This window comes from Rhodanobacter sp. UC4437_H4, assembly GCF_052978425.1.
Map to the genome: position 1 here is coordinate 1387332 of NZ_CM129673.1, position 21086 is coordinate 1408417.

Annotated in this window: 19 protein-coding genes; 11 read left to right on the forward strand and 8 right to left on the reverse strand. The window is 67.9% G+C overall.

Features of this window, described 5'->3' with window-relative positions; genetic code table 11:
* Positions 1-43: 43 nt before the first annotated feature.
* A complete protein-coding gene (locus ACVCL3_RS06580; RefSeq protein ID WP_136256917.1) occupies positions 44-1213 on the reverse strand; it encodes a PilT/PilU family type 4a pilus ATPase in 1170 nt (389 codons plus the stop codon).
* Between the two features lie 154 nt (positions 1214-1367).
* The gene (locus ACVCL3_RS06585; RefSeq protein WP_395135988.1) at positions 1368-2405 is read right to left on the reverse strand and encodes a type IV pilus twitching motility protein PilT; all 1038 of its coding nucleotides are present in this window, start codon (positions 2403-2405) and stop codon (positions 1368-1370) included.
* A gap of 352 nt (positions 2406-2757) precedes the next feature.
* Here ACVCL3_RS06585 and proC point away from each other — a divergent pair, with 352 nt between their 5' ends.
* The 4 genes from proC (at position 2758) to ACVCL3_RS06605 (ending at position 9253) form a co-directional block, all read left to right on the forward strand.
* Positions 2758-3582: a pyrroline-5-carboxylate reductase gene (gene proC / locus ACVCL3_RS06590; protein WP_447100764.1), complete on the forward strand. Its 825-nt coding sequence runs from the start codon at positions 2758-2760 to the stop codon at positions 3580-3582.
* Complete coding sequence (locus ACVCL3_RS06595) at positions 3579-4154, forward strand: YggT family protein (protein ID WP_447100765.1); 576 nt, start codon at positions 3579-3581, stop codon at positions 4152-4154. The genes proC and ACVCL3_RS06595 overlap by 4 nt, the downstream gene beginning before the upstream one ends.
* A 580-nt stretch (positions 4155-4734) precedes the next feature.
* Positions 4735-6270 (forward strand): hypothetical protein, encoded by a 1536-nt coding sequence (locus tag ACVCL3_RS06600; RefSeq protein ID WP_447100766.1) that lies wholly within the window; start codon positions 4735-4737, stop codon positions 6268-6270.
* A 115-nt stretch (positions 6271-6385) separates the two neighbouring features.
* Positions 6386-9253 carry a valine--tRNA ligase gene (locus tag ACVCL3_RS06605; protein ID WP_447100767.1) on the forward strand — a complete coding sequence of 956 codons (2868 nt, stop codon included), beginning with the start codon at positions 6386-6388 and terminating at the stop codon, positions 9251-9253.
* A 114-nt stretch (positions 9254-9367) separates the two neighbouring features.
* On the opposite strand, the gene rimI is transcribed toward ACVCL3_RS06605, so the two are convergent.
* Genes rimI through ACVCL3_RS06620 form a run of 3 tightly spaced genes read right to left on the reverse strand, consistent with a single transcriptional unit; the run spans position 9368 to position 11100 of the window.
* Complete coding sequence (gene rimI / locus ACVCL3_RS06610) at positions 9368-9850, reverse strand: ribosomal protein S18-alanine N-acetyltransferase (protein ID WP_447100768.1); 483 nt, start codon at positions 9848-9850, stop codon at positions 9368-9370.
* Between the two features lie 3 nt (positions 9851-9853).
* Entirely contained in the window at positions 9854-10321 is a 468-nt protein-coding gene (locus ACVCL3_RS06615) for a hypothetical protein (protein ID WP_447100769.1), read from the reverse strand.
* Positions 10318-11100, reverse strand: a complete 783-nt coding sequence (locus ACVCL3_RS06620) for a CDP-alcohol phosphatidyltransferase family protein (protein WP_447100770.1) — start codon at positions 11098-11100, stop codon at positions 10318-10320. Before ACVCL3_RS06620 ends, ACVCL3_RS06615 begins: the two co-directional genes overlap by 4 nt.
* A gap of 109 nt (positions 11101-11209) precedes the next feature.
* Here ACVCL3_RS06620 and ACVCL3_RS06625 point away from each other — a divergent pair, with 109 nt between their 5' ends.
* The 3 genes from ACVCL3_RS06625 (at position 11210) to ACVCL3_RS06635 (ending at position 13945) form a co-directional block, all read left to right on the forward strand.
* Entirely contained in the window at positions 11210-11641 is a 432-nt protein-coding gene (locus ACVCL3_RS06625; RefSeq protein WP_395116980.1) for a DUF4124 domain-containing protein, read from the forward strand.
* 69 nt (positions 11642-11710) lie between these two features.
* Positions 11711-13411: a proline--tRNA ligase gene (locus ACVCL3_RS06630; protein WP_447100771.1), complete on the forward strand. Its 1701-nt coding sequence runs from the start codon at positions 11711-11713 to the stop codon at positions 13409-13411.
* 213 nt (positions 13412-13624) lie between these two features.
* Positions 13625-13945, forward strand: coding sequence for an H-NS histone family protein (locus tag ACVCL3_RS06635; protein ID WP_395116976.1), 321 nt, complete (start codon positions 13625-13627; stop codon positions 13943-13945).
* Positions 13946-14215: 270 nt separating this feature from the next.
* Here the strand turns inward: ACVCL3_RS06635 and ACVCL3_RS06640 are convergent, their stop codons facing one another.
* From ACVCL3_RS06640 to ACVCL3_RS06650, 3 genes are read right to left on the reverse strand one after another with little or no spacing between them, the layout of a single operon-like run.
* Positions 14216-15490, reverse strand: a complete 1275-nt coding sequence (locus ACVCL3_RS06640; protein WP_395116974.1) for a threonine/serine exporter family protein — start codon at positions 15488-15490, stop codon at positions 14216-14218.
* Complete coding sequence (locus ACVCL3_RS06645; RefSeq protein ID WP_447099432.1) at positions 15487-15933, reverse strand: NfeD family protein; 447 nt, start codon at positions 15931-15933, stop codon at positions 15487-15489. The genes ACVCL3_RS06640 and ACVCL3_RS06645 overlap by 4 nt, the downstream gene beginning before the upstream one ends.
* A gap of 15 nt (positions 15934-15948) precedes the next feature.
* Entirely contained in the window at positions 15949-16902 is a 954-nt protein-coding gene (locus ACVCL3_RS06650) for an SPFH domain-containing protein (protein ID WP_210772072.1), read from the reverse strand.
* Between the two features lie 173 nt (positions 16903-17075).
* On the opposite strand from ACVCL3_RS06650, the gene phoB reads away from it, so the two are divergent.
* The 4 genes from phoB (at position 17076) to ACVCL3_RS06670 (ending at position 21075) form a co-directional block, all read left to right on the forward strand.
* Positions 17076-17780 carry a phosphate regulon transcriptional regulator PhoB gene (gene phoB, locus ACVCL3_RS06655; RefSeq protein ID WP_395116970.1) on the forward strand — a complete coding sequence of 235 codons (705 nt, stop codon included), beginning with the start codon at positions 17076-17078 and terminating at the stop codon, positions 17778-17780.
* Between the two features lie 17 nt (positions 17781-17797).
* Complete coding sequence (gene phoR, locus ACVCL3_RS06660; RefSeq protein WP_447100772.1) at positions 17798-19078, forward strand: phosphate regulon sensor histidine kinase PhoR; 1281 nt, start codon at positions 17798-17800, stop codon at positions 19076-19078.
* A gap of 313 nt (positions 19079-19391) precedes the next feature.
* On the forward strand, positions 19392-20537 hold the full coding sequence (locus tag ACVCL3_RS06665; RefSeq protein WP_447100773.1) for a glycosyltransferase family 4 protein: 1146 nt from the start codon (positions 19392-19394) through the stop codon (positions 20535-20537).
* A complete protein-coding gene (locus tag ACVCL3_RS06670) occupies positions 20512-21075 on the forward strand; it encodes a phosphatase PAP2 family protein (RefSeq protein WP_447100774.1) in 564 nt (187 codons plus the stop codon). Before ACVCL3_RS06665 ends, ACVCL3_RS06670 begins: the two co-directional genes overlap by 26 nt.
* Positions 21076-21086: the final 11 nt, after the last annotated feature.

Here is a 21086-nt window from a genome sequence, read left to right on the forward strand (position 1 = left end):
AAAAGGAGCCGCGAGGCTCCTTTTTCCTTGCCGCGGGATCTGCTCAGCGGTTGAGCAGGTTGCTGCCGCCGAAGCTCTTGTCGTTGGGGTCTTCTTCCAGTTCGACGCCGTCCAGCCCCTGCGACAAGGTGTGCGCGTCGCCACCCTGGGCCAGCTTGATGCGCAGGCGCACCTCGTTGGAGCTGTCCGCGTAGCGCAGCGCATCCTCGTAGCTGATCTCGCCGGCGTGGTAGAGCTCGACCAGCGCCTGGTCGAAGGTCTTCATGCCGAGCAGGGTCGACTCCTTCATCAGCTCCTTCAGCTTGTGGATCTCGCCCTGGCGGATGTAGTCCTGCGCCAGCGGCGTGCCCAGCAGCACTTCCACCGCGACCCGACGCGCCTTGCCGTCCGGCGTCGGAATCAGCATCTGCGCCACGATGCCCTTGAGGTTCAGCGACAGGTCCATCAGCAACTGCTGGCGGCGATCCTCCGGGAAGAAATGCAGGATGCGGTCCATCGCCTGGTTGGCGTTGTTCGCATGCAGCGTGCACAGCACAAGGTGGCCGGTCTCGGCGAACGCGATGGCGTGGTCCATGCCCTCGCGGGTGCGGATTTCGCCGATCATGATCACGTCGGGTGCCTGGCGCAGGGTGTTTTTCAGGGCAGCGTCCCAGCTGTCGGTGTCGATGCCGACCTCGCGCTGGGTGATGATGCAGCCCTCGTGCTTGTGCACGTACTCGATCGGGTCCTCGATCGTGATGATGTGCCCTGTCGAGTTGAGGTTGCGGTAGCCGACCATCGCCGCCAGCGAGGTCGATTTGCCCGAACCGGTGGCGCCGACGAAGATGATGATGCCGCGCTTGGTCATCGCCAGCTGCTTGATCACCGGCGGCAGGTTCAGCTCCTCGGTGGTGGGGATCTTCGACTCGATCCGGCGCAACACCATGCCCACGCAGTTGCGCTGGTAGAAGCACGACACGCGGAAACGGCCCACGCCCTGCGCGGAAATCGCGAACTGGCACTCGTGGGTCTTCTCGAACTCCTCGCGCTGGCCCGGCGTCATCACGTTGAGCACCATGTCGCGCGCCTGCTGCACGCTGAGCGGGCTCTGCGTGATCGGCACGATGCGCCCCTGCACCTTCATCGACGGCGCCACGCCGGCCGTGATGAAAAGATCCGATGCCTTCTTGTGCACCATCAGTTTCAGGAACGAGGTGAAATCGAAGTCGCTCATGGCTTTGGGTCCGGGAATAGGGAATGGGGAATAGGGAATAGGGGTTTGAGGCACGCTGCAAATCCGCCGCGGGAAGCCGAGACGTTCAAGCCGAGAGCCGGTGCCGCTGTGCGCTTCTCAACCATTCCCGATTCCCCATTCCCTATTCCCTGCTTCACTTGAAACTGTCCTTGTTCTTGGCGTAGCCCTGCGCCTGCTGGCGCGTCACGACGCCACGCTTGACCAGGTCCAGCAGGCACTGGTCCAGGGTCTGCATGCCGAACTGCTGGCCGGTCTGGATCGACGAGTACATCTGCGCCACCTTGTCCTCGCGGATCAGGTTGCGGATGGCCGGGATGCCGACCATGATCTCGTGCGCCGCGATGCGGCCGCCGCCGACCTTCTTCAGCAGCGACTGCGAAATCACCGCGCGCAGGCTTTCGGACAGCATCGAGCGCACCATCGGCTTCTCGCCGGCGGGGAACACGTCGATGATGCGGTCGATGGTCTTGGCCGCCGAACTTGTATGCACGGTGGCGAACACCAGATGGCCGGTTTCCGCGGCGGTCAGCGCCAGGCGGATGGTTTCCAGGTCGCGCAGCTCGCCGACCAGGATGTAGTCCGGGTCCTCGCGCAGCGCCGAGCGCAGCGCCTCGTTGAAGCCATGCGTGTCGCGATGCACCTCGCGCTGGTTGACCAGGCACTTCTGCGAGGTGTGCACGAACTCGATCGGGTCCTCGATCGTGAGCATGTGCCCGTATTCGTTCTTGTTGATGTGGTCGACCATCGCCGCCAGCGTGGTCGACTTGCCCGAGCCGGTCGGGCCGGTCACCAGGATCAGGCCTTGCGGCTGCTCGATCAGCTCCTTGAACACGCGCGGCGCGCCCAGGTCTTCCAGCGTCAGCACCTCGGACGGAATCGTGCGGAACACTGCGCCGGCGCCGCGGTTCTGGGTGAACGCGTTGACGCGGAAGCGCGCCAGGCCGGGGATCTCGAACGAGAAATCGGTCTCGAAGAACTCCTCGTAGTCGCGCCGCTGCTTGTCCGACATGATGTCGTAGATCAGCGAGTGCACCTGCTTGTGCTCGAGCGCGGGGATGTTGATCCGGCGGACGTCGCCGTCAACGCGGATCATCGGCGGCAGGCCGGCGGACAAGTGCAGGTCCGAGGCCTTGTTCTTCACCGAGAAGGCAAGCAGTTCGGCAATGTCCATGAAGTCGTTTCCCCTCAACCGATCGTCTGGTGGCATGAATGCGGATGCACAGGGGTCCGGACCGTCGCCGCCAGCCGCCGCCCGGGCGCGCAACCGCTGCCCCTGGAACCCTGCGGACCGGCAACCCGAATCCCCCTGTAGCCGCGTCGATACTACTCGCGCAAGCGGCTGTGCGGCCAGCCTTTGCCCCTATCATGCCGGAACCGTCGGGGGGATTTGCGCATCCCGTCGAAAAACGCGGATTTGCCCGCTGGCGGCCCCGCGGACGCACGGCCGCCGCCCGGGTGCATGGCCGGCGCCCATGCACCGGCTTGCAGTAAGGTAGGCGGCTGCAACGATCGAGGAGCCCTGCATGACACGACTAGCCTTCATCGGCGGCGGCAACATGGCGCGCAGCCTGATCGGCGGCCTGCTGAAGACGGGCGTCGCCCCCGCCACGATCAGCGTCGCCGAGCCCCGCGCCGAGGGGCGCCAGGAGCTGGGCCGCGATTTCGGCGTCGCCTGCTACGCGGAGAACCGGCTGGCGGCGGCCGAGGCCGAGGTGATCGTGCTGGCGGTCAAGCCGCAGGTGCTGCCCTCCGTCCATGGCGAGTTGCAGGACATCCTGCAGCGCCAGCGCCCGTTGCTGATCTCGATCGCCGCCGGCGTGCGGCTGGACCAGCTCGAACGCTGGTTCGGCGCGAGCCTGCCGATCGTGCGCTGCATGCCGAACACGCCTGCGCTGATCGGCGCCGGCGCCACGGGTCTGTGCGCCAACGCGCGCGTCAGCCCCGCGCAGAAGGCGCAGGCGCAGCACATTCTGGACGCTGCCGGACTCACCCGCTGGATCGACGACGAAGCCCTGATGGACACCGTCACCGCGATCTCCGGTTCGGCGCCGGCTTATTTCTTCGCCCTGGTGGAAGCGCTGGAAGAAGCCGCCGTGGCCCAGGGCCTGCCGCGCGACACCGCGCGCGCACTGGCCGCGCAAACCTGTTTCGGCGCCGGCCGCATGCTGACCGAAGGCGGCGAGGATCCGGCCGTGCTGCGCCAGCGGGTAACCTCGCCGCACGGCACCACCCAGGCCGCGCTGGAAAGTTTCGGCGCCGACGGACTGCCGCGCATCGTGGCCAGGGCCGTCGCCGCCGCCACCCGCCGCGGCGCCGAGCTCGCCGCCGAACTGGACGCGCAGCCGTGAGCTACCTGTTCAACGCACTCGCGATGCTGATCGGCCTGGCGTTCGATGCCGTGGTGATCCTGTTCCTGCTGCGGGTGGCGGCCGAAGCCTGCCGCGCCGATTTCAACAACCCGCTCAGCCAGTTCATCTACCGCACCACCAACCCGGTGCTGGCGCCGATCCGGCGCGTGCTGCCGAACTGGCGCCGGATCAACCTCGCCGGCCTGCTGCTGGCGTGGCTGGCGATGCTGCTCAAGCGCCTGCTGCTGTTCGCCCTGCTCGGGACGATGCCGAGCCTTGCCGGCCTGCTGGTGCGGTCGCTGGCCGAGCTGTTCGATTTCGCCTTGCTGTTCTACATCGTGCTGATCTTCGGCTGGTCGCTGCTGAGCATGTTTTCGGTCGACCGCCGCCAACCGTTGCTGCGGCTGGTGGAGAAGATCGTCGCCCCGCTGCTGCGGCCGCTGGACGGCAAGCTGGTGTTCGGCCAGATCGACTTCGCGCCGATGGCGGTGATCATCGTGCTGTTCCTCGCCCGCATGCTGATCGCCGCGCCGCTGCTGGATCTGGGGGCGCGATTGGCGCTTGGCACCTGAGTTTTCACTCAGGTGGCGGACAGGGAACGAGAGGTTCAAGTAAGCGCTCTCGCCCCCTTTGCGGCAACCGAGTCACTCTGGCTCTGGCGCGTCCCTGCAGGAACACGCTTGCGCGCGACACTCCTGCTTCGTCCAGAGCGAATGATTCAGAGTGAAGAGCTTTCACCTGCCTACGGCTCAGCGCGTGTGGACGCAGGCAGTGACAAATGAGTGCCACCTTGCCGCCTGGGACGCCACTCAAGCCTGCCGCGGCGGCAGCGCCGCCGCTGCAACCGGCATCGCCGGCATTTGACGGGACACTCGCCAGTGGCACAAGCGCCAAGTTGCGACACCCGGTCCGCCGCGCTCCCGTCGGGAACCACCGCCGCGTGCGTGCCGGATCCGCTTGAACGCAGACACGAGGCGCCGTTTCCGGCGATGCGCCCAAGCCGTTGCCTGCCTCACACCCATGCAGCCTTGTTACAAACAGCACTGGCGAGCCTGCCACGGGCCACGCGAGCATGCGTCATCGGGCACTGTCCTGCGGCCACGATCCAAGTGGGCGATGAGAGTCCATCATTGATTCGAGGAAGATTGATCCGTGAAACGCATGGCCAGCATGATCGTCTGCGCACTCATCGCCCTGCCATGGAGGGCGACGGCGGGCGGATCGACTGTCGGAGACTGGCATCTGCTTGAGCCGCAGCGCGACGCGGCCAGTCTTGCACGCGAACAGCGCAGCCCCGATGGCCGCATGGTCCCGCTCGCGCGCACGCTGGCCGACGCCACCCTGACTGAACGCCTGCGCGCAGTGCTCGCCACGGGCGCGCCGGCAATACTGCCGGCGCTGGACAGGGCCGCGCGCAAGGCATCGCGACGCGCAATCGACTGCCCGGCATGGCGCAGCGGCATCGCCATCTACCTGTCCGACGAGGATGGCGGTTTCGCACGCAAGGATCTGTTCGTCGGCGTCCCGGACCAACCGGCGCTCTGCGCCGACTACTTCGTTGATCTCACCGTCGACGACGCCTCGCTCGCCAACGGCGAATGGGAGGAGGTGCTGACGCACGAGTTCGGCCACGTGTTTTTGCGCCGCCTGCTCGGGCCGGTGCCACCGACGCCGACGCGCAATCCGCACTCGGTGTTTGCCATTACCGATCCGGTCACCGCGTTCGACGAGGGTTTCGGCATCAGCCTGCAACCGCTGGCGGCGAGGCTCACCGCCACCCCCGGATTCCGGCAGCGTGCGGAGGGGACGGCGGCTGCGTCGCCGGCGGACTTCTGGCTGAGCCGGCGCGAGACTCGGCTGCGCGAGAGCGCGGTGCCGCATGGCGACTTCGCTTTCGAGGCGCTGCCGCCCGCCGCGGATATGCATGGCATCGAGCGCTGGCGCGCGGCGGAGACGGCGCTGCCCGACGATCGCTGCCACCTCAAGAGCGGCGACGCCATGATGGCCTCCGAAGGGGTGGCCGCCACATTCCTGTACCGGCTGCTCGACGGCGGCAGAGATCGCGCCGCACTCGCGGGCCGCTACGAGCAGTTGGCGACGGTGCTGGCCCATCTCGGTCGCTGGCCGCAAGACACGCCGCCACTGATCGCGCTGGTGCGGGCGTGGGGCGAGCGCTATCCGCAAGAGCGCCAGCAGGTCACCCGTCTGTTCCTGGAGACCACCTACGGCGCCACCAGCTCGGCGGCCGTGCGCCGGCAGGCGCAATCGCTGTCGTGCCTTGGGGCGACCGGATCCCTGCAGGCGTTCCTGCCGGCATTGAAGGCCTATCGGGCAACCATGGATCGGCTGGTCGATGCGGTGACGGCCGGACGCGCCGCGCTCGATGGCGCCCTGCACCGGCCGTTGTGGCTGGCGGATCCGTCGATCCGGATTCCGGCCCAGTTGTGGGCCAAACGCTCCACGTTGCCGTTGGTGGTGGACCTCAACACGGCGGACGAATCCGCCCTCGAATGGCTGTTTGCGGGCAACCGGGCGCTGGCGCAGGCCATCGTCGCCGAACGCCGGAAAAAGGGCTTCGACAGCCTCGATGACGCAATCGCGCGGGTCGACATGAGCGCGGCGCAACGCTCGCGGTTGCGCCAGCTTGCCGCGGGTTACCCCAGCCTGCCGCCGTTCGTGCGTGAATGAGTCTTGGCGGAAGCGCGCCGCATGGCGTTTTGGCAGCCCAGCCCCCGCCCCGTACAATCACCGGTTCACCCATGACGAAGCGCGCACCCTGCGCGCGTGACCGAGCGCAATGCCGATGGAAAAGAGCTTCGAACCCGCCCAGATCGAGTCGACGTGGTATGCGCGCTGGGAAGCCCGCGGCGCGTTCAAGCCGAGCGGCCAGGGCGAGCCGTACTGCATCCTGCTGCCGCCGCCGAACGTCACCGGCACGCTGCACATGGGCCACGCGTTCCAGCAGACGGTGATGGACATGCTGGTGCGCCACCAGCGCATGCGCGGGATGAACACGCTGTGGCAGGTCGGTACCGACCACGCCGGCATCGCCACGCAGAAGATCGTGGAGAACCAGCTCGCCACCGAGGACAAGACCCGCCACGACCTGGGCCGCGACGCCTTCGTCGAGCGGGTGTGGAAGTGGAAGGAGGAATCCGGCTCCACCATCACCCGCCAGATGCGCCGCCTCGGCGCCGCCACCGACTGGTCGCGCGAGCGCTTCACCATGGACGAAGGCCTCTCCGCCGCCGTGCGCAAGGTGTTCATCGACTGGTATCGCGCCGGGCTGATCTATCGGGGCAACCGCCTGGTGAACTGGGATCCGGTGCTGGGCACGGCCGTTTCCGACCTCGAAGTGAACAACGTCGAGCGCGATGGCCACATGTGGTCGATCCGCTACATGACCGTCGACGGCGCCGCGTCGCTGGTGGTCGCCACCACCCGGCCTGAAACCATGCTCGGCGACGTCGCCGTGGCAGTGCATCCCGAGGACGAGCGCTACGCGCACCTGATCGGCCAGATGCTGCACCTGCCGTTGACCGGGCGGCAGATTCCGGTGATCGCCGACGACTACGTCGACCGCGAGTTCGGCACCGGCTGCGTGAAGATCACCCCCGCGCACGACTTCAACGACTACGCAATCGGCCAGCGCCACAAGCTGGCGCCGATCACCATCTTCACGCTGGACGCCAAGGTCAACGACAACGCGCCGGAGAAGTATCGCGGGCTGGATCGCTACGACGCGCGCAAGGCCGTGCTGGGCGACCTCGAAGCCTCCGGCCTGCTGGTCGAAACCAGGGCGCACAAGCTGCAGGTGCCGGTGAGCCAGCGTTCGGACGCGGTGATCGAGCCGATGCTGACCGACCAGTGGTTCGTCGATCTCACCTCGGAGACCTTGGCCGATGGCCGCCCGGGCGGCCGCAAGGCCATCACCGAACCGGCGCTCGATGCCGTGCGCTCGGGCCAGATCAGGTTCGTGCCGGAGAACTGGGCCAACACGTACACGCAGTGGCTGGACAACATCCAGGACTGGTGCATCAGCCGCCAGCTGTGGTGGGGTCATCGCATTCCGGCGTGGTACGACGAGGCCGGCAACATCTTCGTCGGCGAGGACGAGGCCGACGCGCGCGCCAGCGCCACCACCGCGCCGGTGGGCGCGCTGCGCCAGGACGACGACGTGCTGGACACCTGGTTCTCCTCCGCGCTGTGGCCGTTCTCCACGCTCGGCTGGCCGGCCGACGGCCCGGTGAAGAACGAGCGTGGCGAGGTGGTCGCCAACTGGGCGCAGGACAAGGTCTTCCTGCCCAGCGCCGTGCTGGTCACCGGCTTCGACATCATTTTCTTCTGGGTCGCGCGCATGGTGATGGCGACCAAATACTTCACCGGCCAGATCCCGTTCCGCGAGGTCTACATCAACGCCATCGTGCGCGATGCGGAAGGCCAGAAGATGTCCAAGTCCAAGGGCAACACGCTGGACCCGCTGGACCTGATCGACGGCATCGCGCTGGAGCCGCTGGTGGAGAAATCCACCAGGTCGCTGCTGATCCCGCAGGTACGCGCCAAGGTCGAGAAGCGCATCCGCAAGGATTACCCCGCCGGCATCCCCGCGATCGGCACCGATGCGCTGCGCTTCACTTTCGCCGCGCTGGCCAGCTACAGCCGCACCATCAATTTCGACATCAAGCGCGCCGAGGGCTACAAGGCGTTCTGCAACAAGTTGTGGAATGCCGCGCGGTTCGTGTTGATGAACGTCGGGGATTCGGGATTCGGGATTCGGGATTCGGAAAAGCCGGTGACCGAGGCGGAGCGGTGGATCCTGACGCGCCTGAAGCAGACGCTGGCCGAGGTCGAGCAGCACTTCGCCAGCTACCGTTTCGACCATCTGGCGCAGGCCTTGTACGAGTTCGTGTGGAACGAGTACTGCGACTGGTTCCTGGAACTGTCCAAGCCGGCGTTGAGCGGCGACGACGCGGCCGCCGCGGCATCGACCCGCCACACCTTGCTGGTGGTGCTGGAATCGGTGCTGCGCGCGCTGCATCCGGTGATCCCGTTCATCACCGAGGAGATCCGGGGGGAGTTGCCTGTGCGCTCCTCCCTGACCGCAAAGAACAAACCGGCATCCATGCCGGACTCTTCAAAGGAGCAAATCATCCTCGAATGCGCTTATCCACGCGCGAGCGATTACGAAGCGGACGACGAGGCGACGGCGGAGATCGAGTGGTTCAAGAGCGTGCTGTCCGGCATCCGCCGGATCCGTTCGGAAATGAATATCTCGCCGGGCAAGACGATCCCGCTGCTGTTCGCCGATGGCGATGCGGGCGATCGCGCGCGGGTGGCCAAGTTCGCCGCGCAGATCAGCTTCCTGGCCCGCACCGAAGCGCCGCAGTGGATCGAGGCCGGCGCCGATGAACCGGCAGCGGCCGCGGCCGTGGTCGGCTCGCTGCGGGTGATGATTCCGCTGGCCGGGCTGATCGACCTGGACGCGGAGAAGGCCCGCCTCGCCAAGGAGATCGCGCGCATCGAGGTCGAGATCAGGAAGTGCGAAGGCAAGCTCGGCAACGCGAACTTCGTCGCCAACGCGCCGGCCGAAGTGGTGGCGCAGGAGCGCCAGCGCATCGTGGACTGGAACACCACGCTGGCCGCACTGCGCGAGCAGGCCGGCAAGCTGTAGCGCGGGCACGGCCCGCCGACCTTTCTGGCGGGCCTGGCCGCCGTGGCGTATCGAAAACCGGCTGGCGTTGCCCGCCCTGCGCCACTTCGGGCTTCCTGGCGAGCGGGCTTTTGCTTATTTCTCGATATGGCCTGCGGCCATATCGAGCGCCATCACGATCGCATCCTCGCGCCCGTCGCGGGCCGGGTAATAACGCGGCCGCCTGCCGATCTCGCGAAAGCCGACCGATTCGTACAGCGCCTTCGCCCCCGGATTGGACGGGCGCACTTCGAGGAACACCCGCTCAGCCCGGTTCCAACGCGCCACGTCGAGCAGCCGCATCAGCAGATGCCGGCCGAGTCCGCAGCCGCGATGGTCCGGGCCGATGCACAGGTTCAGCAGGTGCGCCTCGTCGGCGCCGGTCGAAAGAATGCCGTAGCCGGCCACGGTGCCATCCACGCACAGCACCCAGCATGAGTGCCCTGCCCGCACGCAGTCGCCGAAGATGCCGGGCGACCACGGGAATTCGTACGAGGCGTTCTCCAGCGCGCTGACCGCCGGCAGATCGTCCAGGTACATGCCGCGCACCTGGATCGATGCCCTCGGTACGGCGACCATCGCTCAGCCCCCCGCGCCGACCAGGGCGCGACGCACGCTGCGCAGCGCGTTCCACAGCCGGCGCTTGGCCGCCGCGTCGGCCAGTACCTGGCCCGGCTCGTCAGCCAACACGATCTGCGCCTGGCTCATCACCGCCGCCGGCAAGGCCCGGCCGAGCGCATGGGCCTGGGCATCGCCGAACACCAGGTAGGCGCGTGCCGCCGGCACCGCCGTCAGCTGGCCGCCATGCACGGTGAGCCGCGCGGCGCGCGCCAGCACGGCACCGCCGGCGTGCAGCGCGCGGCCCAGCAGGTCGAGTTCGCGTGCATTGCAGGACGCCGGCAGCACCACCACACACGCCACGCCGTCCGCCACCGGTTCCGCCGCGGCCGGTGTCTGCTCGATGCCCGTCGCGGTACGACGGACCCAGGGCGTCAGCCCCAGCGCGTGCAGGACGCGGGCGCGATGGGCGGCTTGCGCGGCCGCATTCATCTCGCGGCCCGCCGCGCACGGCGCCGGTGGGTGATCCGCGCCGCGATGGTCCACACCGGCCCGGACAACAGGTACACAGTGAAACCCGCCAGCAGCACCCGCGCCGGCGCCAGATACAGCAAGGCAAGCAGCAGCACCGCCACCACCATCCAGGCGAACGGCACGTTGCCGCGCTCGCCCATCGGCAGCGACTTGAAACTGAAATAGCGGAAGCGGCTGACCATCAGCAGGCCGGTGACCACCACGATCGCCGCGCTGGCGAAGGCCAGCTCGGCGCCGCTCCAGCCGGCCTTCTCCATGGTCCACACGAACGACATGTTCACCGCCGCCGCGGCCGGACTGGCTAGGCCCTGGAAATAGCGCTTGTCGGCCACCCCTGCCTGGGTATTGAAGCGCGCCAGCCGCAGCGCGGCGCAGGCGGCATAGATGAACGCGCACGCCCAGCCCAGCTTGCCCCACAGCGGCCCCACGTCGCGCAGCGCCGACAGCGACCACGTGTACATCACCAGCGCCGGCGCGAGGCCGAAGCTGACCAGGTCCGACAAGGAGTCGTATTGCACGCCGAACTCGGTCTGCGTGCCGGTCATGCGCGCCACGCGCCCATCCATGCCGTCGAGCACCGCCGCCAGGAACACCGCGATGGCCGCCTCGACGTAATGGCCGCCGATGCTGGAAATGATCGCGTAGAACCCGGCGAACATCGCCGCCGTGGTGAACAGGTTCGGCAACAGGTAAATGCCGCGGTGCCGGGGCGGTTGAACGGGCATGGGTGGACTCATGAAGCAGGATCGTGACGGAGTAGGCGCAGTGTAAACCATTGCCTGCTTGAGTCCGGGGCGCCGGAGTGATAACAAGGAACGACTGATTTTCCCCTGTCCGGAGACCCCCATGCGCCGTTCGCTGATTGTCGTGGCACTGCTGCTGTTTGCCCCGTTGTGTGCCGCGCAGGTCTACAAGTGGACCGACGCCAGCGGCACCGTGCACTACTCCGAGGCGCCGCCGACGCAGGGGGTCAAGTACAGCAAGGTCACCACGACCGGCACGGTGGAGCCGCTGGTCAAGCCGGCCGAACGAAGCAATCCGGAGGACGTCGCGGGCGGCAGCAACGAGCCCGCCGTCGCGCCGAAGACCATGGCCGACACCCCGGAGAACCGCAAATCGCTGTGCGCCTCGCTGCAGTCCAACCTGGCGACCCTGCAGGGCAGCGGTCCAGTGGTGATGGAGAAGGATGGCAAGCCCAACGCACTGGACGCCTCGCAACGCCAGCAACAGATCGCCACCGCCCAGGCCCAGTACGACCAGTACTGCCAGGGCAAGTAAGCCCCCGGGCCGCACTCCGGCGGCGGTGGCGCCGCTACAATGGGCGCTTTACACGCCGGAATCGCCCGCATGCGCCTCAGCCAATTCCACCTGGCCACCGTCAAGGAAGTCCCTGCCGACGCCGAGATCGCCAGCCATCGCCTGATGCTGCGCGCCGGCATGATCCGCCGGCTGGCCTCCGGCCTGTACACCTGGAGTCCGCTGGGCCTGCGCGTGTTGCGCAAGGTCGAGCGCATCGTGCGCGAGGAAATGGATCGCGCCGGCGCGATCGAATTGCTGATGCCGACCATCCAGCCGCGTGAACTCTGGGAGGAAACCGGTCGCTGGGCGAAATTCGGCCCGCAGCTGCTGAAGATCCGCGACCGCAAGGAGCAGGAATTCTGCTATGCGCCGACCGCCGAGGAAGTGATTACCGATTACGCCCGCAACGAGCTGAAAAGCTACAAGCAGCTGCCGGTCAATTTCTACCAGATCCAGACCAAGTTCCGCGACGAGATCCGCCCGCGTTTCGGCGTGATGCGCGCGCGCGAATTCCTTATGAAGGATGCCTATTCATTCCATCTCGGGCAGGAGTCGCTGGCGGAAACCTACGCCGCGATGTACCAGGCCTATGTGCGCATTTTCACCCGCCTCGGCCTGAGCTTCCGCGCGGTGCAGGCCGACACCGGCGCCATCGGCGGCAATGCCAGCCATGAATTCCAGGTGCTGGCCGATTCGGGCGAGGACGCGATCGCTTTTTCCGACGGCTCCGACTATGCCGCCAACCTCGAGAAAGCCGAAGCGCTGCCCCCGTCCGTCGAACGCCCTGCGCCCGCCGCCGGCCTGCAGCGCGCGGACACGCCGACCCAGAAAACCATCGCCGACGTCGCCGCCTTCCTGAAAGTGGAACCGCGGCAATGCGTGAAGACCCTGCTGGTGCGCGGCGTCGAAGGGCTGGTCGCGCTGTGCCTGCGCGGCGACCACGAACTCAACGAGGTCAAGGCCGGCAAGCTGGCCGAGCTGCCGGGCGAGATGGTGCTGGCCGGCGAAGAGGAAATCCGCGCCGCCTGCGGCACGCGCCCGGGGTTCATCGGCCCGGTCGGCCTGCCCGATTCCATCCCGGTGATCGTCGATCGCGACGCTGCCGTACTGGCCGGTTTCGTCTGCGGCGGCAATGCCGACGGCGTGCACTGCACCGGCGCCAACTGGGAGCGCGACGCGCGCATCAGCCGCATCGCCGACCTGCGCAACGTGGTCGAGGGCGATGCCTCGCCCGACGGCCACGGCGAACTGCACCTGGCCCGCGGCATCGAAGTGGGCCACGTGTTCCAGCTGGGGACGAAATATGCCGACGCCCTGCGCGCCACCGTGATCGACGAAGGCGGCAAGGCCCAGGTGATGGCCATGGGTTGCTACGGCATCGGGATCAGCCGCATCGTCGCCGCCGCCATCGAGCAGCGCCATGACGACGCGGGCATCATCTGGCCCGAGGCGATGGCGCCGTGGCGGGTGGCGGTGTGCGTGATCAACCCGAAGAACGCCTCCGCCGCGGTCAACGAGGCCGCCGAGACGCTGTACCAGGCACTCGTCCAGCGCGGCATCGAAACCGTGCTGGACGATCGCGGCCTGCGTCCCGGCAACATGTTCGCCGACATGGAGTTGATCGGCATCCCCCATCGCGTGGTGGTGAGCGAACGCGGGCTGGCCGCCGGCACGCTGGAATATCGCGGCCGCGAGGACAGCGAGAGCCGCACGTTGAGCCAGGATGAGTTGTTCGCACTGCTGGCCTGATTAATGAAACCGGCGGGTTTCGAATATCGGCACATTTGCCCGTGCAACCCTGTTTCATAATCGTTTCGAATATGAACTGTGACGCGCATCGGGGAGTTTGGCGCTTTACAAATGTTTGTCCGATCATGGAGAATCCCCACTGGCCGGCATTCACCAATGCCCGCATTGCCTCGATAATGGGGCATGATTCGTCACCCTCACCGGAGTCCGTCCATGGCCGTCGATATCAAGAATCTCAACCACAATCAGCTCAACGATCTCATCAGCAAGGCACAAATCCGTCAGGACGAATTGCGCAAGGAGAAGGTCGTCAAGCTGCGCGAGAAGGTCCACGCGCTGATCAAGGCCGAGGGTTATTCGTTCGAGGACATTTTCGGCGGTGCCCGCAAGAGCAAGCGCGCCGGCGCCAAGGTTGCCCCGAAGTATCGCAACCCGGCCAACCCGGCGCAGACCTGGTCCGGCCGCGGCAAGCGTCCGCACTGGTTCAACGACGCGCTGAAGGCGGGCAAGAAGGAAAAGGACCTGACGATCTGATCGCCGTCCCCACGCCATGGAAACAGCGCCGGCCTCGCGCCGGCGCTTTTTTTTGGCTTGAACCATGCGACGTCCATTCGCCGCGCAAGGCTCATGCGGACGCAACGCAAAGGGAGGTCAGGAAGGCGCGGCTCTTGATCTTGCCGGGGCCAGGAGCACCTTCCTCAATCCTCCCCTGCTTCAAAGGGGAGGAGGCGAAGGTGCCGCGCGGGTTCGTCTCCCGTGATGAACCGGGTGGCGTGAAGTCCGGCTAGCCCGGTCGCTTTTGTTTTACAGAGAGCGCCGCGGCGAAATCAGCAAGTCGCCGAACATCAGCCCCGCCACCAGCGACACCAGCAGGGTGACCAGCAGCAAGCCGGCGTCCAGGCCGAGCGAGGTGTCGCGTTCGAGCAGGAACGACATGCTGCGGAAGCCCACGCTGCCCGGCACCAGCAACAGGATGCCCGGTTCGCGGATTACCGCGCCGGGCCGATGCGCATAGCGCGCGTAGACGTTGGCCAGCGCGCCCAGCAACAAGCCGCCCAGGAACACGCCTACCGGCGCGCCCGGCAACGAGGTGGAGATCTCGCCACCCCAGCGCGTGGCCAGATAACCCACCACCACCGCCGCGATCACTGCAGGCCAGTCGCGTCGGGCGGCGCGGAACAGGATCGCGAAGGCGATCGCGGCGACCAGCAGCACCGGGTAATCGGTCCATGACGGCAGCGGCGGCAAGGCGAAATCGCGCGCAGTGATGCCGAGTGCGCTGCACAACTCGGTCGCGGCGATGACCCCGAAAGTGAGCTTGAGCAGGGTCGCCATCGCGCCGCCCATGCGCGCCATGCCGGAAACCAGGTGCTGGCTGGAGATCTCGCGCACGGCGGTGGTCAGCGACATGCCGGGGATCAGGATGATCAGGCTGGCCAGCACCACCGACTTGATCGCCAGCGGCACGATGAAGGCGCTGACCAGGATCGCCACCATGGTCGCCACCAGCGCACTGATTGCATCGCTGGCCGCCGCCAGCTGCGGCCGCACGGCAGCCGCCAGGGTGATGCAGCCGATGATCGTGCCGATCACCGCCGCGACCACCAGGTCCACCCACGAGCTGTGCAGGAACAGCGCCGCAATCGAAGCAGCGGACAAGCCGTAGCTGGCGATCAGGCCGATTTTCTCGCGTCGGCTGTCCGGCCGACCCAGCTCGCGCAGCAGGCGAAAGCCTTCGCGCAGGCCCAGCTCGCCGGCGATCGCGCGGTCGGCGATGTCGTCGGCCTGGCACAGCCGTTCCAGGTTCACCTCGCCCGGCGGCAGCCGCACCACCTGGGTGGTCGTCGCCACGCGCTCCTCGCCCTGGGCGAGGTCGGCGAAGGAAATGATGACCGCGGTAGGGCTGGACCACACGTCGGCGGACAAGCCCAGCCGCTGCGCCACGCCGGCCACGGCCATCTCCAGTCGCGGCGCGGTGGTGCCGTACTGGTGCAGGCGCCGCGCCAGCTCCAGCACGAACGCCATGCGCGTGTTCAGCGCGGTGGTGGCGAATTGCTGCTGGCTGATGGTGCCGCTCATGCCACCGCGCGCACCTGCAGGGTGGAACCATCGACGGCAACCACTTCCACGATGGCGCCCAGCGGCAGGTCCGGTCCGTTGACCAGCCACTGGCCGTCGCCCACGCGGGCCTTGCCGCGACCATTGACGATCGCCTCGATCAGCTCATAACGCTGGCCGATCATCTGCTCGGCGCGACGGTTGAGGCGTTCGCTGCCCGGCACGCGACGCTCCAGCTTCGGCCGCAGCCAGCGCGCGTAGGCCACGCAGAAGGCGAATGCGAGCAGGCCGAACACGATCGCCTGCGCCAGCAGGCCCAGCGTCGGCACGGCCCACAGCAGCACGCCCATCGCCGCCGCGGCCAGGCCGATCCACAGCAGGAAATAGCCCGGCAGCAGCAGCTCGCCGGCAATCAGCAGCAGCGCCAGGATCCACCACAGGTAATGCACGGCAAGTTGCCACATGGTCGAGGACTCCACTCAGCGCAGCGGCGGCACCGGCGCGGCCGCCGGGCGCTGCTGCTGGGTGAGGGATTCCTTGGCCAGTTCGGCGATGCCGGCCATCGCGCCGATCACGCCGGTGGCCTCGATCGGCAGCAGCAGCATCTTCTGGTTGGGCGAATTGGCCATTTCCTTCAGCGCGCCGATGTAGTTGTTGGCGACGAAATAGTTCAGCGCATTGATGTTGCCGCCGGCGATCGCGTCGGAGACCATCGTGGTGGCCTTGGCCTCGGCCTCGGCGGTGCGCTCACGCGCCTCGGCGGCGCGGAACGCGGCCTCCTTCTCACCCTCGGCAGAGAGGATCGCCGACTGCTTCTCGCCCTCGGCCTTGAGAATCGCCGCCTGGCGGAAGCCCTCGGCGTCGAGGATGTTGGCGCGCTTCTCGCGCTCGGCCTTCATCTGCCGTGCCATCGCGTCGATCAGGTCGCGCGGCGGCGAGATGTCCTTGATCTCGATGCGGTTGACCTTGACGCCCCACGGGTGGGTCGCCTCGTCCACCACGCGCAACAGGCGGGCGTTGATCTCGTCGCGCTTGCTCAGGCTTTCGTCCAGATCCATCGAGCCGAGCACGGTGCGGATGTTGGTCATCACCAGCGCCAGCGAGGCCTGCTCCAGATTGGCCACTTCATAGGCCGCCTTGGCCGCATCCAGCACCTGGTAGAACACCACGCCGTCGACACGCACCACCGCGTTGTCCTTGGTGATGACGTCCTGCGAGGGCACGTCCAGCACCTGCTCCATCATGTTCATCTTGTGCCCGATCGCCTGGTAGATCGGGATCAGGAAATGCAGCCCCGGGCTCAACGTGCCGGTGTACTTGCCGAACGTCTCCACCGTCCATTCGTAACCCTGCGGCACGATGCGCACCAGCTTGACGATGCCGATGACGACCACGACCAGGATGACCAGCGCCAGCAGTTGTGCGATACCCATGAAGCTCTCCCCTTTCCGTGAAGATGTCAGTATAGGCGAGCGCAGCGCCGTCGAGCGGGCCGGACCATGGCGTCATGGAACGATCATCACGACCGCGGCCGGGCAGCCCGGCGCTGTCATCGTCGCGTAACATGGCCGTGATTCCATGGCGCCGGCTGCCACTGGGCATATGCATGCAAAAACGCATCCTGATCATCGAAGACGAGGCGCCGATCCGCGACATGGTGGCGTTCGCGCTGCGCCGCGCAGAGATGCTGCCGGTCTGCGCCGCCGATGCCGGTGAAGCGCAGCTGGCCATCGCCGAGGCGGTGCCCGACCTGATCCTGCTCGACTGGATGCTGCCGGGCATCAGCGGCATGGACCTGGCCCGGCGACTGCGCCGCGAGGAGCTGACCCGCGACCTGCCGATCATCATGCTGACCGCCCGCGGCGAGGAGACCGACCGCGTGGCCGGCCTGGATGCCGGCGTGGACGACTACGTGGTCAAGCCGTTTTCCACCCGCGAGCTGGTGGCGCGGATCAAGGCGGTGCTGCGCCGCAGCCAGGGCGAGGACGGCGCCGGCATGATCGAGCTGGGCGGGCTGCGTCTGGACGGCCAGGCGCACCGGGTGTTCGCCGGCGACGAGCCGGTGCACCTGGGCCCCACCGAATACCGCCTGTTGCACTTCTTCATGAGCCACAGCGAGCGCGTGTATTCCCGCGCGCAACTGCTCGATCATGTCTGGGGCGGCAGCGTCTACGTGGAGGAGCGCACCGTCGACGTGCACATCCGGCGCCTGCGCAAGACCCTGGAGGCATGGGGCCTGGATGCCCTGATCCAGACAGTGCGCGGCACCGGTTACCGCTTCTCCGCCCAGCCCGCACCCGTGCGGCCCTGAGCAGCTCCGGCCGGCGCATGCGCAGCATCCGCACCTCCTTCGACACCGGCTTCCTCGTCATCGTGATCGGCTCGATGACCGGCGCGATCGTCGCCGCGCTGTGGGCGTCGCCATGGTGGGCGCTCGGCGTCGCCCTGGGCGGTGAAGCCGTCGCGCTGGGGTGGTGGCTGCGCGCACGCCGTGCACGCCGGACGCGACCCGATACACCTGGCCAACTCCGCGCCGCACGCGCCTTGCGCCAGTCGCGCCTGCGCGCGCAGTTGCACGACGTGCGCGACGCGGTGGGCGCACTGGCCGATGCCGTGGTGCTGTTCGACGATCAGGGGCGCGTGCGCTGGTTCAACGCGGCCGCTACCCGTCTGCTCGGCGTGCGGCGCGAACACGTCGGGCAGCCGCTCGCGCAATGGCTCGACGGCAGCGAGCTGGGCACGTGGCTGCGCACGAATGCCACGCAGCCGGCCGCCGACCTGCCGGCGCCGGCGGATGCGTCGCTGCGCCTGGCCGCGACGATCATCCCCTTCGGCCAGCAGCTGAAGGTGCTGCTGGCGCGTGACATCAGCACGCTGATCCGGCTGGAGCAGGTGCGCCGCGATTTCGTGGCCAACGTCTCGCATGAGCTGCGCACGCCGCTGACAGTGATCCACGGCTATCTGGAACTGCTGGACCCCGTGGACGTGCCCGAGCTGGCGCCGGTGCTCGGCGAGATGCGCATGCAGTCGCAGCGGATGCAGCAGATCGTCGAGGATCTGCTGACCCTGTCGCGGCTGGAAACGCGCGAGGCCCTGCCGGACGAGGAAGTGGCCATGATTCCGCTGCTGGAGACGCTGCGGCGCGAGGCGGTGGCGCTCAGCCAGGGCCGGCACCGCATCAGCGTGGAGGCGACCACTGCGGTGCGCCTGCGCGGCTCGATCCATCACCTGCACAGCGCGTTCTCCAACCTGACCAGCAACGCCGTGCGCTATACGCCCAGCGGCGGCGAGATCGTGATCGGCTGGCGGCAGACCGCCGATGGCGGCGCGATCTTCTCCGTGCGCGACAGCGGGCTGGGCATCTCCGCCGAACACCTGGTGCGACTCACCGAGCGCTTCTACCGCGTGTCGTCCAGCCGCTCGCGCGAGTCCGGCGGCACCGGCCTGGGCCTGTCCATCGTCAAGCACGTGCTGAACCTGCACCAGGGGCGCCTGGTGATCGAGAGCGAGCCCGGCCGCGGCTCGACCTTCTCCTGCGTGATGGAAGCCTCGCGCGTGCTGCCGCCGGATCGCGGCGGCATCTTCCGCGCCGAGACCCCGGCCAACTGAACCGCCTGCGCGCAACCCCCTTGTCGCAAAAAAAACGGCGTGGAGAAAATCCACGCCGGGAGCCGATTCAGGAGGGGGAGCGGCATCTCGAAGATGCCTGCCATGGAGGGGAGTGCCTGGCAGGCGCAGGCATTGTCGCAACGCCGCGTGACAAGCCGATGACATGCGGGGCTCGCCTTTTTGTCACGACGGCTGGGCGCGACGCCCTCCCGCGGCGCGCGCAAGTCGGCAAGCACACAAGCGTCATGCAGCCGTCGTTCGCGTGCAACAGGGCGGCGCCACGATCGGTGCCAGTTCCGATCGGAGAACAGCGATGCGCGTCAGCTTCGTCACGGAAACCTGGCCGCCCCAGGTGAACGGTGTCGCCCTCACCGTGCGCACGCTTGCCGCCGGGCTGGCCGCACGGGGGCTGGGCGTCGACGTGGTCCGCCCCGGCGGCGACGGCCGCGACGGCGAGGTCGAACTGGTTCGCGCACGCGGCGTGGCGCTGCCGCGCTACCCGGGCATGCAGTTCGGCCTGCCCGCCGGCAGTGCGCTGCGCCGGCGCTGGCATGCGAAGCGGCCCGATGCGGTGTACATCGCCACGGAAGGTCCGCTGGGCGCGTCGGCGCTGCGCGTGGCCAACGCGCTGCAGGTCCCGGTGGTGAGCGGGTTCCACACGCGCTTCCACGACTACGCCGCCCACTATGGCGTCGGCCTGCTGGCGCCGCTGGTACGCAACCACCTGCTCGGCTTCCACCGTCGCGCGCAGATGACCCTGGTGCCGACCAACGCGCTGCACGCCGAACTGACGGATGCCGGTGTCGACCACGTGCGCAAGCTGCGCCGCGGCGTCGATGTCCGGCTGTTCTCGCCGGAGCGGCGCGATCCGGCGCTGCGCCGCAGCTGGGGCGTGGATGACGAGACGCCCGTGCTGCTGTGCGTCGGACGGATCGCTGCGGAGAAAAACCTGGGCCTCGCCGTGCAGGCTTTCCGCGCGTTGCAGGCACGCACGCCCGCCGCGCGCCTGGTGATGGTCGGCGACGGTCCGCAACGCGCGGCGCTCGCCAGCGCCTGCCCCGAGGCCTTGTTCGTCGGCACCAGGCACGGCGCGGATCTGGCCGCGCACTACGCCAGCGCGGACGTGTTCCTGTTCCCGAGCCTGTCGGAAACCTTCGGCAACGTGGTACTGGAAGCGATGGCCTCGGGGCTGGCGCTGGTCGCGTTCGACCATGCCGCGGCGCAGGAGCACGTCGTCGACGGCATCTCCGGGCGCATTGTGCCGCCCTCGGACGCGCGCAGTTTCATCACCTCGGCCTATCAGCTCGGCGTCGACCCGACGACCCGCCGCAGGCTCGGCGCCCATGCGCGGCGCGCCGCGCTGCGGTGCCCGCCGGACATGGTGATCGCGGAATTCGAGACTTTGCTGGTCTCGCTGCTGCATGGCCATCCCGATGACCGTCTCCGCGCCGTCGCCTGAACCGGCAACTCTGTCGCTGGACGCGCTGCTGTGTCGCGCGGCCAGCCGCTGGGGCGCGCGTCGCGCGGTGCAACGGATCTTCGGCGCGGCCAGCCGCCTCGGCGATGGCTGGCTCTGGTACGGCCTGATCGCCGCGTTGGCCATCGGCGGCGGTGACTGCGGTCGGCACGCCGCACTGCAGATGGCCGGCACCGGCATCGTGGCGTGGTTGCTCTACCGCACGCTGAAGCGCCGCACGCGTCGCCCGCGGCCGTTCCGCGTGCACCGCGAAGTGATCGCGCGCGCACCGCCGCTGGACGAGTTCAGCTTCCCGTCGGGGCATACGCTGCACGCGGTGAGCTTCGGCATCGTCGCCGCCGGCTGGTTTCCCGTGCTGGCCCTTCCGCTGGCGCTGTTCGCCGTGCTGGTGGCGATGTCGCGCGTGGTGCTGGGCCTGCACTACCCCAGCGACGTGCTCGCCGGTGCCGCACTCGGCGCGGCGCTCGGCCTCGCCTCGCGCGGGCTCGACGCCGCACTCGTCGGCACCCTGGCGGGTTGAACCGCCCTCAC